The following is a 17,408-nucleotide window of genomic DNA, read 5'->3' as shown; positions in this document are numbered from 1 at the left end:
TCTGCGTATCGCAGTATCCGCAGCTTACGTTGAATCTCGCGTTGATCCTTGTTCATGAACATCTCCTTCTTCCCAAATCTGGGAGGTTAAAGGAAATGTCCCGCGAGTAACGGCATTTCTACAATGTTTTCTTGTCAACAATTTCGGGACAGAATGGCGGCCTGGTGGGAACGTTAGCTGTTTGGCTTCCGAAGATTAGAGATGTGTTCCGCTAGGTTTTTTTCCGAACTTTGCAAAGGTTCACGGTTTGCCTCCAAACGAACAAGCCGAGCGCCACAGCAGTGCGGAGGATCGCACGCTTTGCTTGTTACGTCTATTCTCTCCACTCGCTTGATCTCAGGCATCCGGCAATTGAGGTCCTAGCTCTGGGATCACAATTTCTCGTATTTCCGGAAATGTTGGTCGCATTCGCAATCAGGTGCTAGTGTCAGATATTGATTAGGCTTGGAGAATAAAATGAATTGTTCAGTCAAGAAATTAGCAGCGAGTTTTGGCCTGTCGGTTTTATGTGCCCTGCCCGCCCATGCAGATGGCGTCGACCAAATGTTTACGGCGGATGGAAACTATGTTGACGACATCGAGATCATCGGGGACGTGCAGGTGGCTTCTGGCGACACCATGGCGCTTTTGGAGATGCGCGCGAAGCACATGAAGTTCTATGTCGATCCTGATGCAATCTATGTAACGATGGATGAAAACAATCCTATCCTTACAGAAAACAAACCCTTTTATGGGTTCTGGGTCAGTACTCAGTCTCCTGACGACTCCGATTGGCCCAACTGCGGGTACAATGTCGTGGATGAACATGGAACCCCGTACTATGCACATGGTACCTTGGTCTGGACCAATACCGACATCGCCCCAGACGGCTATAGCCTGGCTTTCGGAATTGACCTCGGCGTATGTGAAAAAGGCCAAGAGCAATGGGCGTACAGCCGCGCTGCGATCGAAATGTCGCCAGATGCGGGTGTTCCACACGGTGATATTCCCGACCAAAACGTCTACACAATAACTGACTCCAAAGGTGCTGAATACAATGTTGAGGCCAGCGACGGCTGGGCCATTTTGACCTCGGTTGATGCACGCGAAATCGTTGTCCCAATGGCTGATGCAGAGCAAAGTACTCAAACGTATTTCGAACAGGACGTCCTGAATATGTATGCCGACTGTGTGACTGGTAGTGTGCACTACGGTTACGGAACATGGAGTTGGGCAAATGGGGGATTTGTGATCGATTTCGACAGCGTCAGCTTTTCTTTCCCGCGTATGGATGCTCCACCCGACAACGGCGGTGCCTGTCGCATGTAACCTGACAGTGTTTTGAGTATGTTCTAGACCGCGACTGTCATTTCCAGTCGCGGATTCAACTAAGGATACGATATGCGATTATTGACCAGAACCTTACGTTTGGCCTTGCCTCTGACCGTCATGATACCATTTGCAACCTATGCCGCCGACGATGGTGGATGGCACTGTACCAACGCTGATTTTGAGATCAGCTGTAGCGATGGAAAATGCACACAGTCCGACGCCCACACCCCCATGAGCATCGATGTTACCCGTGACGAAATCAGCTGGTGTGCCTACTCCGGCTGCTGGACGGGGCCTGCAGGCGCGACAGTGTTGTCTGGCCCGTTCATTTCGTTCCACGGGCTTGCATTGGAAAACAACGTAGATCCAAGCTACATTGTTGATGTTGCGGTTATCATTGACACAAGATCAAAATCGGCGAGTGTTATGGCGTCTGAACTTTTTACAACGCCGGCAATTTGTGAGCCAAAGTAACACCCGAATGGGTGTCTTCTTTGACTTCTTTAATGGACCGAATGTACAGCTGTTCCGGTTTTTCCCACTTTGGTATCTTGGTTTTAGTTCAGGAAAACGAGATTAAGGCCGTCAGCACTTTTTTCCGTCTTGGCCCATGTTGACCTTGCGGACTTTCCAGGTGCCTGCTTCATGTTCGAGCTGTGTTGTCTCGTCAATGGCCTCGCCGTCTAGGCACCCTGTTGCGTGAATGGTGGCTTTGATACCGTTGATCTCTTCACTGACAATTCGAAAATCCGTTTGATCAGCGCGGATACCTGAAATGAAGCCAAGCATGCCTTTCTGGTCGGCGGCAGATAACGCAGACAACTTGCTGTTCGCCGCATCGGACATCAGTGGCGTTATTTGGCTCCATGATGTCGCCGCCGCAACGGTTTTGACGTAGGCTTGGAGGGCGGCTGACGGTGTCGATGAGCCTGCGAAGGCCGGTGAAAAGGTCGCAAGAATGGCAATTGTGGAAATTGCTTTTCTAAACATGGGCTTCTCCTAGCAAATATCTTTGATTTTGTCCTTTAGTTTCAGCCATTTAATACGGGACGTGTCAGTGATCTCTTCCTTACACCGGCCCTGCGACACAAAAATACAAGGTCCATGCATTTCCAAACAGACGCTTGAGCTTGCAATCTTTCAAGTCAACAGCGCAAACTCTGGGCGCAGTTGCGACTTGGGGAATTCACTGCCCATTCCACATTCTAGGTTGGGTTTAAACCAATGCTGGATGCAGAATGAGCCAATGGATTTCTTCAGTTTTTAGCACTCAACAACTCAGGATCGCGACGGGAAGGTTCCAACCAATGCGATAATGCAATTTATCCCGAGATTAGACTCCGTATAATTTCCTTCGCCTACGGGTAGACTGCTCTTTTGACCCAACTTTTTAATTTCAAGTCCAGGTCCATCGCCCGCGTGGACCGGAGAGCGGCCACGCATATCGGGCAGCGCAAAGGTGGTTACCCCGTCACCGCCATAGGTCGTACCTATGAGGGCAAACAGCGCTGTATATTGATTGACGGGCAACAGTTGACCGTCGCAAAATGCCCAGCCACGTGGTGCAAAATTCCCTGCAAACCACGAAATTTCGCCTATATACGGTGTCTCACCAGCCTGTGCCGGCGTGCCGGCCAATGAAGTGAAAATCGTTGATGCCAACGCGATCGATGCTAGTAGTTTTTTCATTTGGTCTCTCCAAGATGTCGTTGAGTAATAGATTAGGTCATGCAAAATTCCGTCGAATTTTCGCGAGTAATAGCAAGATTATTGGTGGAAGATTGAACGAAATCAACGCAAAGCTACCTGTTTTCATAACACGTACTGAAGATTCACCTTAGAGCTGAAACGACTTCCACTGAACAGCTATGGTATTACACTTCGACGCTAATGGACGGCAGGATGGGCGCTGCGCAGTAGAATTTCGATGCAATGCTAGGCACCAGTGTTAACGAAAACTGGACCTCAAATGGCCCTCCTCTTTCAAAGTATAGTTATCGAGCTAATTTCGCTGTAGATCAGTTGGCCCCACTGACAACCTTTACCGCAATTGATGCAGTCACTCCGGGTGCGTTTAAAAATGAAAGCAGCAGGTTCGCAGTCCCTATGCCACGACCAGTTGACGTCAACTGCCCAGCGAATTGGGGTCCATGTGGGTTGTTGTCAAAAACGGGCCATTGTACAATTTCGATCAGATCATAGGGATCACCGCTCACATCATCGATGATCACATTGTCTGCGAAATCTTTTTGATAGGAATGATCAACCGATGTTCCGTCCTCAAAATGGGCAGTCACAAAAATGGCCGGGAACAAATCAAGCTGTGACACCGTATAGGCGCGATCTCGACGGCTTAGGGGGAGCGTATAAGACTGCAATGCCAACGCTGCACTGACGGGTGTTTTGATCTGCGGGATTGCGCTGACCACTGTAGCCGTTACCGAGGCAGTAACATATGGCGCGTCCCTGAATGAAACCAAAAGTTCCGCAGTTCCCACGCCATTTCCAGTCGATGTTAACTGGGCTGCATATTGACCAAGACCGGGGTTGTTTGAATCTATGTCCCAGTAATTGATCTTGATGATGTCATTCGGATCACCTGATTCATCGTCAAACATGATATTGTTGGCCGAGAACTTCTTGTAGTCGTAGTCCCCAGACGTCCCATCCGAAAAGTCCACATTCAGATAGATTGCCGGGTTCTTGTCGAGGCCCTGAACCGTATAAGCAGGATCATTGACGCTTAAGGGGATATGGTCAGATTGTAAGGCAAGAGTGGCAGTAGTTGGTACAACAGGTTCGTTGGCGGACTGGTCCCAAGCATATCTGCCAATGACTTGCAGATCTAGCGACGTTCCGTTGCACCGCCATCTTTGCAAAATGAACTCATCACTGCTGGTCCATTCCATCCGCGCAGAGCCCCATTCCTTTGCGTCATAACCATACGCATCGGTGATTGTTGTTCCGCAAGGATTTATGATTTCCTCAGGCATATCAACGGTGAAATACCCATCATAAATTCCGCCTGACCACCCATCTCTGCCGCCAGACGGGTTGTAGATAAAGAAATCTACTTGGCCCTCTTCGTTTGGCCAAACCCAATGGGTGTATTCTCCGACAGTTTTTTCAAAAGTAAGTTCACCCCATTTGTCGCCATGAGATCCGAAAAGATCATAATACCCGTCGGCAAAGCCCGACGTTGATATAGACATCATGGCTGCGGTTGCTGCGCCCAGTAATTTATTCATTTTGAAGTCCAATACATTTGATTTTGAGATGTTGTGACGTCAAGAATCTAACCTCCGTCTCGAAGGCTGGACAGAAGTTCGCGAATATCTGCTCTCTGGTCCTCGCCCAGTCGATCTGAACCACAGACAAAGTCGCTTAGCTCATTAGTATCCCAGGAATGCCGTTCAATCACACAAGGATCTATGGCTAGCTGGCGGCAAATCGGATCAGGCCTTTTATAGAAATCCACATCCGCAAAGGTGGCGTGAACTTGATCAGCCTCTTGGTTGCTCAATGTTCTCGATGGTTGGGGTTTTGCTTTCAGGCAACCTTCTTGTGCAGCCACGCCGTCTTCGCATTGTTCTGGATCTGGTCCAGCAAGAACCAATAGTGAATGATCGAATGCCATTGTTCCATCAGCCTTACGGGTGATTTTGGCAGAAAACACCAAATCTTTGTCAGCGCAAAATCCAAGACCGGGTGTTTGTTGGAACTGGTATGTCTGAAACGTCGAGTAGTCGCGCGTTGTAACATCGCCGGGTAGACAACCAGCCAACATCAGGGCGAGAAAAACCATTCCGACGCGCCGCTCTTTGCAGAAAGGTCGTAACGCAAAAACATCGAAGGTTTTTTGGTTGGCTGACATAGATAGAACCTCTTGCAGGGTTTAATTCACTGAATGTAGAATAATCTGTCGAGCGGGCAATCAAGTGTCGCTAAATCTATGTTGCATCCTTCCTTTGGAACCACAGTAAGTTTAGGTCCCATCCGCACAATCAACCAAGGCGTATCTACCTAGCCAACAAGGTCAATCTAGATCATTGAAAATATAGCGTTAAGCCCAAACGCAGCTGAAACGCCACCGACCAGAACACACATGACACCAATAATTAGCATGTGATTGCCCTTGGTATGCACAGTGGTGGGATCGTCGAAATCTACCAAAATCGGGTGCTGGCTGCCGATGGAGTAATTCATATTGCTACTAATGCTAGCGGATTTCCCGCGTAAGGCAGATCCATCCGGAGCCAGGAATTCGAAAACTGGTTGATAGACGTACAACGTGCTTTGTGCGTCGGCTGAGTTATTGGTTTTTATAACCTCAACCACCGTGCCAGTAATCGATTGAGCGCGTTCTTTGAAACGCAGTGATTTGAGAGTTAAGCGGCTGCCTATAACAATAAAGCCGATCGGCAGGGCGACAAATAGGGTTGAAATCAAAACGAGAATCCAAAACGGCGGAGTTTCCAAATACTTTCCTTTGATGTTTAGCTGACAGTCCCCAATTAGAATGCCCTATCATGCAGGTTGCAGCTAATTTGCATTCCAATCAAGCCGCCTGTACGATTCTAGACGTCGTTGGGAATTTCTCTCAACGGGTCGCAGCCCTGCTGGGCTGTGGCGTTTCTAGGTATCTTGCAAACGTTTTGTGGTTGGCCGGCAGGCTGCTTAGTTACATTTCCCGATAGCCTCTGTAGAACATATTCTGCCGTCAACTCCAAGTTGTGCCAATCAGGAACACGATGTACATCTCCCCTTTATGAAAAATCAGCTGGAAGTCTCCTCGGGCAACTCATCACGCTGAATCGAGACATCCAGAATGAAAATAAAGCTTGGTTCCGTTGGAAAGGTGACTCTACACTTGCTCAATTGCTTCATATTGAGGATTTCCAAATGAGAATTGTAAATTCAGGTTATTTGACCGCAGCAAGTCTGGCCTTGGCCACAATAGTGTCCACCCCAGCTTCGGCGGACTTTTGGTGGGATACGCGCGAAGGACCTCTGTATTTTGATGGCGCCAGTGGCAATTACGGCGTGTTCTACTTTTTGGATGATAACAACAACCGCAGAAAAGAAGTTGCCATCTATATCGATGGAATGGGACCACAGTACACAGACAACCACCCTGGCGTCTTCCCAGGAAGATATGGGGCGTTTTGGTTCAACTATGATGGCGATAATTGTGAAACACAATCAACCGACCCAGACGGACGGGTTGCAAATGAATGGGGCAAGATGTGGTTCACTGTAGATCAAAACAGCGATTATTTCACCGCAGAGGTTTACGATTGCGACGAACAGACCCCATCGGAAGAATTCAGCGGAACGCCGGGCACTTAAAGCGGAACTTTTCCAGCTGATTATTAGTGCTCATCGCGCATCTGAAGCTGTGTGTTTTTTCTCTCAGGCCCGACAACTTGCAATCGTCAGTTTGGTTAGGCTCTTGGCTCATAACCAAAGCAGTAACGTTGCCGCGAAAGCGGTGGTGGCCATGATGATAATGGCAAACGCAAAGCAGGCTAACATTGGGACGACATCCAGATGGATTTCCCTTCGATTTCAGGAATCTTGGAGGAACAGGATTGCACCGGTCCAATCTTGATAACACTCTGGCCTCATGGTTGAGTCGTCAAATGGACTGTCTCTTTGCCAATACAAAGTGCTTGTCGGATACATTGACTAGGGGCGCCTTGCGTCATTCATCTCCCGGCTAAGAATTGCACTTTGGGATTTCATTCCAATATGGTCTACAAAATCACCAAGCTCATTCCGACAAATCGTAGAGCTGAGGCCAATCGAAAGTTCTTCAATTAAAGAATGACCTATTGTAATTGCAGGATATCAGGAACACAGGGTTGGCGTTTTTGTGGCATGGTTTTTGCCCCATCCGAGCGCGCAAGGCGTCGTGGTCCGTCTTTAACTTTAATTTTGGGTTTCGCAAATGGACCAACGACGGTAAACGGCCAGGGGCTGCGAGACAAGGGTTTCCCGATCTTGCGAGGCTGTCCCGCGAGATCCAAGGATTTTCCCGCTAAGCTCACGTCACCATAGACCACAAGCTGCACTTGGTCCGTTTCCACAACAGTCTGCTTGGTGGTTATGTGCCCATTTGAAAAATAGAGAGGTGCTCGGGCACAAACGATAGGAACGGCTGCGCCTTTGTCCTTTGAAAAAAGCCACGGAATGACACCTAATCCCGCCAGATCCAGCAGTTGTGTATCTATACTCCCGTTTCTCATAGACACCGTGGCGGACCCTGTCGCCGTCCCCAAAAAGTCGCTTACAGAAGTATGGTGGCCCGAGATGTCGAAACTTCCCTTCAAAATGCCATTTGCTTGTTTCTTCACTTCAAGCGCTTGCATCATCTCACCGAAATCCCATCCTCCGGTCGATCCGGTTAGCGTCAAGATATCCGGCGTCTCACCCAAATCTATCGATCCTGTCAGGTCAAAATATGCGCCGCCATACTCTATTTTCATGGGGCCCAGTCGTGCTTTTTGGCTTTTCATCTCTAGCTCGCTGGACAAACTGCTAACGCCTTTTTCCCCCTCGATCTTTCGAAGCTCGATCTTTACCCCAAGATCCAACCCCGACATCAAAACCGCCTGCCCCAACGGTCGCAACGTGACATTGCGAATGGGACCTTGGTTGCCCGCCTGCCCGTCTGCCGCCGGATCTGAGGGGTTAGGAGAATTTAGAACCAATGGCTGGATTACGACGACGTCTTCCGTCGCTCCAGTTTCTTGAGCCCCTTGTTTTGCCTCCACTTCAAGCTCTTCGAGCTTTTTCAACTGTATGTAGGCCGCAACGATCTGACGCAGATGCTCAATCCGGATCAGGTCGCTTTCAATTTGCCCTCGTAACACCGGATGCGGTTCAACTAAGTCAAATTCGGCGTTTAAGCTAAGGTCCGTTTCATCCATATCGATAGCTGCAGCGACCTGCCACTTGGTGGCCTCGCTTGATACATCGGCTCTCAAACCGACCGCCCCCGTTTCGACACCAACCAATCCCATGGTTTCGAGCAAAGCAGAACCCGATGGAACATCTGCCGAAATACTGAGCGCAATATCCTCGAATTTCAGCGCGTTACGAAGCGTTCCAGTGATATTCAGGTTCCACAGGTCAGTGCCACGTGTGGCAGCCTGGAGCTCAGAAAGTTCAAGCGCTCTACCCGTCCCTTTCAAACGAAAACCGCCAGAAACCGTCCCAAGAGCATCTGAGGTTTGAAACAGTTCCGGAGCCACCAGACTTGCAGCAGGCAAGTCAAGCGCTGCCTTGAAATCAATACCTTCAAGCCGCAACGCGTCTGCAATCCCTCCATCAAGGACAATAAACGGTGTTTCTGGTGGCCCAATCCGCAGCACTGCCTTACCCAATCTTAACTTGCCGTCTTCTGTGCGAGAAATCTTGGAGACTTCAATCGGAGGCGGCCCCTCACCTGTGGTGTCTAATATGAAACCGTTGGTCTTGATCACCATGGCCCGCTTGGGGATTCCGTTGGGTTGGGCGACCAGTTCCATCACAACCCCCGTCAGTTTCAAGTTCCGCCGTGACGTTGTTGAGGGCGGCATATTGGATGCGGAATACAGGCTAATATCAGTGTGAACTGAGATATCTGTAGGATCACCCAGCACACCTAAATCACCAGTGACTTTCACGGCTTGACCACTATCCAGCACTGCAACCACACTGAGTTCAGGGATGCGGCTAGCACCCTCTTCAATTTCATACGTCACCGCAACCTGCGCAGTACCGGAAACTGATTTTTCTAGTTTCAGGGCGTCAAGAAGTTGCCCAATCTCGTCCACAGACAAGGAGAGTTTCCCTTTGTATCCCTCTTGATCCACGGCTCCTTCCAAAGAAAGGTCCATCTGGCTGAAATCCGCAGACACCTTGAAGGATTTATCTGCCGACAGTTCCCCCCTGAGCGTCAATTCCTCACCGTTCAGGGCGCCCTTTGCAGATAAAACAAGCGGCGCCAATGTATCCGTTTGGCCGACGTCCACACTGGCCAGCAGCAGATCTAGGTCCAATCCGTTTCTGGCATCTTGATAAATCATATGCGAATTTGAAAACTGAACGCTGATGTCAGACGGGAACTTCCAAAGTTCATTGTCATTGGTATTAGGTGGTTGCGGAGATTTGTTTTCTGAACCCGCTACCCAAAAGTTCTCTCCTTCTGCATCAACAACAAACATAAGGTTTGCCGCGTTAATGCTTAGATCCCGCGGACTAATTTGGCCATTTAGCAGATCCTTCAGAGAAAGTACGAATTCCAACTGCTCAACAGTAGCGAGATTGGCATCGGACAAACCTTCGCGGCTCAAGACTATGCCATTTGCGTTGACTTTCACATTGGCCCCAACCGAAACTATCAAACCGTCTTTGATTTCAACATCCTGTCCAAATCTGTCTGATAAAAGCCGCGCCGCCAAATCTCCTCGGGGCTTTGCCAAAAGCGATGACGACACCAACACCCATGCCGCAAAGAGTGTCAGCCCCATTAAGCCCAGCAACCAAAGTAAGATTTGTTTTATCCGTGGCAGCATGGAACTCTCCGCATAGTCTAACAAAAGCTGTCGATGAGACTGAATTTTGCTCGGCCCCAAACGAAAACCGCGGTCTTAGTGCGGTTCCCCTATCTAAACAGGTCAGCAACTAATTCGATAGTCCGAGATCGCTATGCAGATCAAGGTTCGGTCAATCATAGCCCTAGCAGCGACAAATTTTCAGTTGGCAGACAGCTGCTAAAGGCTAGGTTGTATTCATTAGACCTCTGCGGGCGCCCTGTTTACCGCCCGTGCGAACAGATCAGTTTTGAAATTTGGGGTGCTGGATTATGGCAAAGTGGATTTCCCGGATCATAAAATGGACGCTTGGGACTGCAGTCCTCTTACTTGTCCTTGGCTGGATGTTCCTTGCAGCACCAATTTTTTCAAATTTTAGGGCTGGAATTGTAGAAGAGGTTCTATCCGAGCAGATCGGACAACCGTTATACGTCAAAGGCGATGTCAGCGTGTTTCCTGGCCGGATCAGCCGGATTATGGTCGCAGGTGTTACTATCCCCAGTGAGGACATCTCTGGTACCAATCTGGCGGAATTAAACCTACTGGAACTGGACCTAAATCTAGTTTCGCTGCTTAACCGACAAGTTGATCTGAACAATTTGACGGTGGACGGTCTGCAATTGAATCTGTTGACCCAAGCAGACGGATCCACCAGCTGGACACCGAGGAATAAACTTGCAGATCCAGAAATTGAGACGAAGGTCGATGCCCAGACAAGTGCTCCAGATAGTCCGGTAACAAACAACGGAGGCATTCTCGATTTTCTACGGCACCGAACTGTTTCGTTCACCTCAGTTGGATTGGCAGTTGACGACCAAGTGTCTGGGTTTTCATTTATTTTTGACCTTAAGAACTTAAACCTTGACCAACTAGACGATGGCGCACGACTTGGTATCACCAGCCTAGGTTCGGTTAATGGGCAGGCCTTTGAAATTGATGGCAGCTATCCCACCGGGGCCCCATTCACCACGCGGGCGAAATTTGGTGAACTCATGTTGAGCTTTGATGGCAGTGCCGTCCCTCCCGGGCAAGGTGGAGGGTTCATGGGATCTTTGGATTTGGATACCGGAGAATTTGGCGACTTTCTGGATGTGATTGGATTGGAACGTGTATTGGAAGGCTCAGGAAAGCTCTCTGCTGACCTGACAAGCCAGTCTGGCGCTTTAAACATAGCGAACTTGTCTGTGGTCGTTGATCTCGCCGAAGGCCAACAGATAAAGGCAGAGGGGGCGGTGGAAAACCTTCTGAAGGCGGACGGTATTGAAGTGTCTTTCAGCGCACGCTTTCATCCAGAAGGGCAACCTCCGGTGCCCGCCAATGAGTTGAAGGATCTCAAATTGGCGGGAATTTCAGCAAATATTATCAGTGAAGGCCAATCACTTAAGTTCGACGAATTGCTGTTAGCTACCAATGCCTTTGACCAGGGACTGGATCAAGTTGGACCCGTTTCAATCGGACGTATCCGCCGTACACCCACAGGGCAGCTAGCACTTGAAGACATCTCGCTTCGAGTCGGCCCTCGTGAGCAACCCTACATCGTCGCCAAGGGCAATATCTTAAACCTTTTGCAGCTAAATCAACTTGATCTAGCTGGAACACTTGCAGCCCCAGCTTCATTAGTTCTGAAAGACCTTGGCGAAGACGTGGCTGAATCTTTTGGAGGGATCAAGGCTGATTTTGCAGTTGACGATGCCCAAGGATTCCTGAGTCTGAACAAGCTAAATGCCTTTACTGTCAACACAGATGTTTGGGCATTGAAGGCCCATGTTGCTCTTGGCAACGTTACCGATCTTGACGACTTAGAATTTGACTTTGATCTCGACATCGAGGACGGAGCCCTGTTCCTTCGGGCGCTCAAACTGGATGAAGTGGATACTGGGCCATTGGAGATCAGTGCCTCTGCGCGCGGACAGGGAAAGGATTTCTCTACAACGCTGGGGCTGGGTGCTGGAACTTCTCGGTTGGACGCTTCACTGGAGACCACCGTGTCGGAAGGGCGACCCAAGATTGACGGGCGCATTTTTAGCGAGCAGCTGGACATTAATGACCTGAAAAATGCGATTGCTGGCGTTGTGCAACTGGGCAGGATCGGCGGATCAGACGAAGTGGAAGAACCCGAAACAGACAAACCAGAGGTGCAACCCCTGGTCCTTCCCAAGGAAGAGGGCAAACCAACCGATCTGGTTGATTTTGAGAAACTGTTCCTAGACTCCGATTTGACAGTGTTGATCGACCTTAAGCAAATCAGCGGTCAGAAAGGTGTTTCGAGCGTTTCAAGTGAACTTACCGCTCAGGAAGGACAGGTCCATTTGGGCCCGCTCGAAGTGACCTATGGCGGCGGATACTTCAAGATTGAAGCCAAAATGGATCTGCTGGAAACGCCCGAACTCGTGTCGGTATCTGGCGCCACCAGCGGATGGGATTTTGGGAAAATTCTTGATGCCGTTGGACTGAGTATCGATGCCCATGGTAAGCTGCGCGGTCGGTTTGACGTCACCGGCAACCGAAATTCGATCGAAACATTCATCAATTCCATGTATGGTTCGGCATCCATCTCGATGAGCAATGGTAATGTGGCCACCAGCTTGCTGGAGTTGGCCGGTCTGGGGATTTTTCCATGGCTGTTTTCCGAGGAGCTGCACCAGGGCTATACTGACATTACCTGTGTTGTCGCCCCAGTGCGGATCAATGCAGGTAATGTGACATTCGACTCGGTGGTTGCAGAAACAGACAGCGTTCAACTTGTTGCCAGAGGAGCAGTGGACTGGAGGCAAGACACAATCGCGTTGCGGGCCGAACCGCGTCGCGTTGGCAGGCCACTGGCGCGCAGCGCATGGCCGTTTGATGTGACTGGCAAACTCTCCGCACCAAATTTCAAGCTGGATGTCGGCGGAACGCGGACCAAACGAACCAATGGAGCGGATGAAATGCCAGCGAATCGCCAACCCTGCGTGCCAGATCTTCAGCAGTTGGAGTGACCCGCCACTTCAATCTGAGACAGGTTCAGGTTGCTCTTTCTGGCAGTCCAGAACCGCTTCTATTGCACGCTTGGATCCGGTCAGGTCGATCTCGATCAATCGACCACTTTCGCCAGATATCTTGACAGATTGACGTTGGCCAAATTCGGTAACAAAATTCGGGTTATCGAAAAATGCGTAACCGCCCGGCAAGTCTTGATTAACTTTACCAACCACTTCACCTGCAAACCGAGCATCACCGAAGTCCATATTTACAATGCCAGTTGCACCGATCTCGATATCCGACCACTCGGCGTTATAAGCTGCGAAGAAACCACCATTGCGCACCGGTTCAGCGCCTATCTGCACTAGCGTGCCGTCTTCAAATACTCTCTGCGCCAGGCAACCATTGCCAACAGATGCATCAACCAGAATCTCCCAAGCCCCCACTTCTTCCCAGTGTTCCACATTGGAAGCGGACGCTGGCACGCCAAAAGAACACAAAACAACAACCAAAACACGCATTATCGTCCCCTCCTTCAATCTTACATCAGCATGTTGATCTGAAACGCCGTAAAAACCAAGCATTGCATTTTGCAAACTTTTGATCGGCCTACTAAAAGCCGCAACAAAGTCCGACGCTATTTGTCGATCCAGAGACGGCGCAAAAAGTTCGCCGATATGATCAGCCGACTAGATAGAAGAGTGTAGTCAGGAAAGGAGTCATTCAAAATGAGCTGCGCACACAAAGCGCAACATCGAACTGGATCATCACACAAAATGATTTAACTACTACGGATACGATCTAAGATTTGGATCCATAACTGAAATAAATCTGGCATAGAAAACAACATAAAATCATCCTATAGTCAGCGGAAAAATCTACCATTGGAGGAAACATTGCATTCTCTAAAGCAACTAATGCGCGGATTACGTTTGGCTTTCAGGGACGGTCGAGTAAAGAGTATCTTAGCTTTTACAATAGCGATAGTTTTATGGGCCTCGGTTTTCTATCGTTATGTGGAAGGGTGGAGCTGGTTGGATTCCATATACTTTTCCGTCGTAACAATATCGACCGTTGGGTTTGGTGATTTCTCACCTGAAACCGCTGCTGGTAAGATTTTCACCATGTTCTATATTGTCATTGGTCTCGGGGTTTTCGTCACCGCGGTTACTACAATTGCGGATTCAATTCTTTCGCAAGGGGAGCAAGACGACGGTGACGTTCCGTGAAGGCGAGCACAATGAAAGCGTTTCGTGATCAACTACGAACCTGTCCGGAGCCGTTGATTGAACTTTGAAATGCCAATCAGTTTCCGTGATGAGGAATACGCACTAGGGTAGTCTGCAAACAGATGCCTACACTGTAGTAACGGGTAAGAATGGCCTGAGGGGACAGAAATGGAAAACACTCAAAACGCTAAGTTTGTAGACCTGATAATTAGATTGATATTCCTGGGTCTATTCATTTACAGCGCGATTTTAATGGTGGCGCCGCTGGCAAGTGCAGTATTATGGGCTCTCATCTTGTGCGTAGCCCTCTACCCGCTTTTTGATTGGCTTCAGAGTAAACTTGGCGGTCGAAAAAAAATGTCTGCAACGTTGTTGGCCCTTCTTGGTTTAGCTCTGACATTGGGACCCGTGGCTTCAGCAGTGTTTGGCGCGACCGAACTTTGGTCCGAATTTGCCGACAAAGCAGCCTCTGGGGGATTAAAGGTTCCACCTGCCCCTGAAGGTCTCAAGGATGTCCCTGTGGTTGGCGCCAAGGCTGCTGGCATCTGGTCGTCGTTCGAAAGAAACTTGGATGGGGCACTGGCAAAATATGCACCTCAAATTCTGGAAGTTGCCAAAACAGTCTTTGGAAAAGCTCTGGGAATTGGACTCGGCCTTCTCGGAATGGCACTTTCAGTGATCATCATGGGAGTATTGTTTATTCCCGGCCCAAATTTGGTTCGGGGTCTACAAAAATTTGGCAACCGCATATTTGCCCCTCGTGGCGGTGAGTTCGTGGTGCTGGCCGGCGCCACAGTCCGCAATGTCACCAAAGGGGTCATCGGAGTTGCCGCCATTCAAGCCGTTGTTGTTTGGATACTGTTAAAGGCCTTTGGAATTTCGTCAGCAGCCACACTTGCCTTGATCAGCCTGATCTTGTCGATCATTCAGATCGGCCCTGGGCTCGTCCTTTTACCTGTGATTATATACGCTTGGAGTTCAATGTCGGGCGGTGCTGCTCTGGCGCTGACTGTTCTGGCGGTTCCTGTCAGCATTATGGACAGCTTTTTGCGACCGGTTTTTATTTCCAAGGGATTGGATACGCCAATGCTCGTCATCTTGATTGGCGTGTTGGGCGGGATGATGGCCTATGGTCTGGTCGGTATCTTCATCGGACCAGTGCTACTAGCCGTGTTCTATGAGCTGTTTGTACTTTGGATAGAGGCAGAGCCCGACACCAGTGAAGCAGTTGCCGGAGAGGCGGAATGAAACGCGCCATTTGGTCGACCTTGGCAATTTTGATGCTGTTCCTTGGTTGGTATATCACGGCCGATCGGCGGACACCATTTACCGGAAATGCAAGGGTCAAAGCTGTCGTCACCTATATCGTACCGCAAGTGTCAGGCACAGTGGTTGAGGTTCTGGTTGAGAACGGCCAAGTGGTTTCTGCTGGTACCGTTTTGGCACGCATTGACCGCAGGCCATATGAAATAGGTAAATCCCGGGCGCAGGCAGATCTGGAGGCCGCGACCCAAGACGTCGGGGCTTCGTCAGCGCAGGTCAGCGCTGCTCAAGCCAGTTTGACCAGAGCCCAAAGTGATCTCGACACCACCCGACTTCAGGCCGAACGAGTGTTTGCATTGGAAAAGAAAGGCCTGATTTCACTAGTACAAGCAGATGACGCGCGTGGGGATCTTGCTGAATCCGAGGCCAATGCGGAAAATGCCGCGGCAGACCTGGACCGCGCAAAACAGCAACTTGGGGAAGACGGGCAGGAAAACCCAAAGATTCAACGTGCACTTGCTGCTCTTGCAGAAGCGGAGTTGAACTTGGAATGGACCGAGTTAAAGGCACCTTCCGAAGGGGTGGTTTCCAATATCTTGCTCGCTCCAGGTACGTATGCCCATGCTGGACGTGAACTCTTAACCTTCCTCGATTCAACAGATGTTTGGATCGAAGCCTATCTAACGGAAAACAATTTGGGGCTCGCACAGGTGGGCTCTCCGGTTGATGTGGTGCTTGATATGCATCCCGGGAGGGTCGTTCGGGGCGTAGTTGAAAGTTTCAGCAGCGCAGTCTCGATCAGTGGAGGTGATGAAGTGGGCCAACTGGCCAGCGCGCCCACATCAAAGGGGTTTCTGCGTGAGCCTGAAAGGTTCCCTGTCCGAATTGTTCTACCAGGCTACGAAGCTGGCAGCCTTGATGATGATCTCCGATTTCAACTCAATGGACAGGCGGATATCATTATGTATCTCAGTGACAATACAGTGATGAACGCTATCGGCCGTGCTTATATTGGCGTGGTGTCTGTCTTGTCTTATGCTTACTGAAGACCGACGATCCGTTATTCGCCTGACTCTTGGAACCACAGGGGTGTTTACACTCGGATTGGGTCTGGGCTGGCCATTAGCATCTATTGGGGCGGTTTTCACCGCGCTCTTTTTGCAGGCGCCGGTTGGGTTGACGTTAAAAGCATCAGGAAGTTTGTTTGCTTTTGCCCTTATCGTGATGATGTTCTCTTGGATATTATCGTCAATTTTGATGCCCTATCAAATTGTCTTTCTTGCAACGGTCTGCATTGCGATCGTGGCGTCATTTGCTTGGTCCCTCTCAGGTGCGGGGCTGTTACCTGGCGTTCTTGCGCTGATGGCCGCCATGATGGTTCCAAACCTTGTCCTGCAATCGAAAGACTTAGCACTTGTTCTTGCCGGCTGGGTTCCTGTAAATCTTTTGATTGCTGGGTTCACATCAGGATTGATGTTCACGATTCTGCCCGTGAAACCACCAACCGCAACGAAGAAAGCCCAACAAGCAGCACCGGAATTCGACAAAGGACGGCGAATGTTAAGAATGTCCTTGGTGACCGTTCCATTTGCACTTGTCTTCTTTGTTTCAGGCGGCACTGCCCTTTTGGTCTTGTTTTTTGTGGCTCTGCTTAGTCAGCAGCTGGCTGCTATGCCTGCAGCTGGAAAGAGTGTTGCGAAAGCCATGTTAACGGCAAATATCTTGGGCGCCGGCGTCGCGATTGTGTGCTATGAGATCAATGTTCTTGCTCCTAGTATCGTAACCCCTGCTCTTCTTTGTTTTCTGCTCTGCCTGTCACTAGGCACTTTGGGCAAATGCAGCAACAGTCTCGCCCCCGCTGCGGGCTCGGCGATTACCACAGCATTGATAATTTATGGTGGTTCAATCGCGCCATTTGCAGACGAAGCGGACGTCAAAAGCGTGACACGGGTCCTGCAAATTGCAAGCGCTGCAATTTTTGTTATTCTGGCCTACGTAGTGGTGGACGAGTTTTGGCCTGAAAAAGAGCAGCAAAAGGCATAGTGTCAGCAAAGCAACCCCTGCT

General features: G+C 49.7%; 14 protein-coding genes and 1 pseudogene. 8 read left to right on the top strand and 7 right to left on the bottom strand.

Going from position 1 to position 17,408, the window contains the following annotated elements; genetic code table 11:
• Positions 1-456 precede the first annotated feature (456 nt).
• Together FEE96_RS20825 and FEE96_RS20820 are read left to right on the top strand one after the other, a co-directional pair.
• Complete coding sequence (locus FEE96_RS20825) at positions 457-1,308, top strand: hypothetical protein (protein WP_138165056.1); 852 nt, start codon at positions 457-459, stop codon at positions 1,306-1,308.
• Positions 1,309-1,380: 72 nt separating this feature from the next.
• Entirely contained in the window at positions 1,381-1,785 is a 405-nt protein-coding gene (locus tag FEE96_RS20820) for a hypothetical protein (protein ID WP_138165055.1), read from the top strand.
• 111 nt (positions 1,786-1,896) lie between these two features.
• Here the strand turns inward: FEE96_RS20820 and FEE96_RS20815 are convergent, their stop codons facing one another.
• From FEE96_RS20815 to FEE96_RS20795, 5 genes and pseudogenes are all read right to left on the bottom strand, one after another.
• Positions 1,897-2,301, bottom strand: coding sequence for a hypothetical protein (locus FEE96_RS20815; protein WP_138165054.1), 405 nt, complete (start codon positions 2,299-2,301; stop codon positions 1,897-1,899).
• A gap of 383 nt (positions 2,302-2,684) precedes the next feature.
• Positions 2,685-2,949: pseudogene (locus tag FEE96_RS24150) on the bottom strand (phage tail protein); the annotation flags it as partial.
• A gap of 380 nt (positions 2,950-3,329) precedes the next feature.
• On the bottom strand, positions 3,330-4,559 hold the full coding sequence (locus tag FEE96_RS20805) for a hypothetical protein (RefSeq protein ID WP_138165052.1): 1,230 nt from the start codon (positions 4,557-4,559) through the stop codon (positions 3,330-3,332).
• 47 nt (positions 4,560-4,606) lie between these two features.
• The gene (locus tag FEE96_RS20800; protein WP_138165051.1) at positions 4,607-5,116 is read right to left on the bottom strand and encodes a hypothetical protein; all 510 of its coding nucleotides are present in this window, start codon (positions 5,114-5,116) and stop codon (positions 4,607-4,609) included.
• 236 nt (positions 5,117-5,352) lie between these two features.
• On the bottom strand, positions 5,353-5,790 hold the full coding sequence (locus FEE96_RS20795; RefSeq protein ID WP_171021770.1) for a DUF3592 domain-containing protein: 438 nt from the start codon (positions 5,788-5,790) through the stop codon (positions 5,353-5,355).
• A 423-nt stretch (positions 5,791-6,213) separates the two neighbouring features.
• On the opposite strand from FEE96_RS20795, the gene FEE96_RS20790 reads away from it, so the two are divergent.
• On the top strand, positions 6,214-6,660 hold the full coding sequence (locus FEE96_RS20790) for a hypothetical protein (RefSeq protein WP_138165049.1): 447 nt from the start codon (positions 6,214-6,216) through the stop codon (positions 6,658-6,660).
• A gap of 482 nt (positions 6,661-7,142) precedes the next feature.
• Here FEE96_RS20790 and FEE96_RS20785 read toward each other — a convergent pair whose 3' ends face one another.
• Positions 7,143-9,872, bottom strand: a complete 2,730-nt coding sequence (locus tag FEE96_RS20785) for an AsmA family protein (RefSeq protein ID WP_138165048.1) — start codon at positions 9,870-9,872, stop codon at positions 7,143-7,145.
• Between the two features lie 290 nt (positions 9,873-10,162).
• On the opposite strand from FEE96_RS20785, the gene FEE96_RS20780 reads away from it, so the two are divergent.
• A complete protein-coding gene (locus FEE96_RS20780) occupies positions 10,163-12,868 on the top strand; it encodes an AsmA family protein (RefSeq protein WP_138165047.1) in 2,706 nt (901 codons plus the stop codon).
• A 9-nt stretch (positions 12,869-12,877) separates the two neighbouring features.
• On the opposite strand, the gene FEE96_RS20775 is transcribed toward FEE96_RS20780, so the two are convergent.
• The gene (locus FEE96_RS20775) at positions 12,878-13,372 is read right to left on the bottom strand and encodes a hypothetical protein (RefSeq protein WP_138165046.1); all 495 of its coding nucleotides are present in this window, start codon (positions 13,370-13,372) and stop codon (positions 12,878-12,880) included.
• A 396-nt stretch (positions 13,373-13,768) separates the two neighbouring features.
• On the opposite strand from FEE96_RS20775, the gene FEE96_RS24015 reads away from it, so the two are divergent.
• From FEE96_RS24015 to FEE96_RS20755, 4 genes are all read left to right on the top strand, one after another.
• Entirely contained in the window at positions 13,769-14,080 is a 312-nt protein-coding gene (locus FEE96_RS24015; RefSeq protein ID WP_138165067.1) for a potassium channel family protein, read from the top strand.
• A gap of 168 nt (positions 14,081-14,248) precedes the next feature.
• Positions 14,249-15,328 (top strand): AI-2E family transporter, encoded by a 1,080-nt coding sequence (locus FEE96_RS20765; RefSeq protein WP_138165045.1) that lies wholly within the window; start codon positions 14,249-14,251, stop codon positions 15,326-15,328.
• Entirely contained in the window at positions 15,325-16,389 is a 1,065-nt protein-coding gene (locus FEE96_RS20760) for an HlyD family secretion protein (protein ID WP_138165044.1), read from the top strand. Before FEE96_RS20765 ends, FEE96_RS20760 begins: the two co-directional genes overlap by 4 nt.
• Positions 16,379-17,386, top strand: a complete 1,008-nt coding sequence (locus FEE96_RS20755) for a DUF2955 domain-containing protein (protein ID WP_138165043.1) — start codon at positions 16,379-16,381, stop codon at positions 17,384-17,386. The genes FEE96_RS20760 and FEE96_RS20755 overlap by 11 nt, the downstream gene beginning before the upstream one ends.
• Positions 17,387-17,408: the final 22 nt, after the last annotated feature.

Origin of the sequence: Parasedimentitalea maritima (assembly GCF_005771405.1) — a bacterium.
Taxonomy (GTDB): domain Bacteria; phylum Pseudomonadota; class Alphaproteobacteria; order Rhodobacterales; family Rhodobacteraceae; genus Parasedimentitalea; species Parasedimentitalea maritima.
This window is presented reverse-complemented; position numbering and strand designations above follow the sequence as displayed.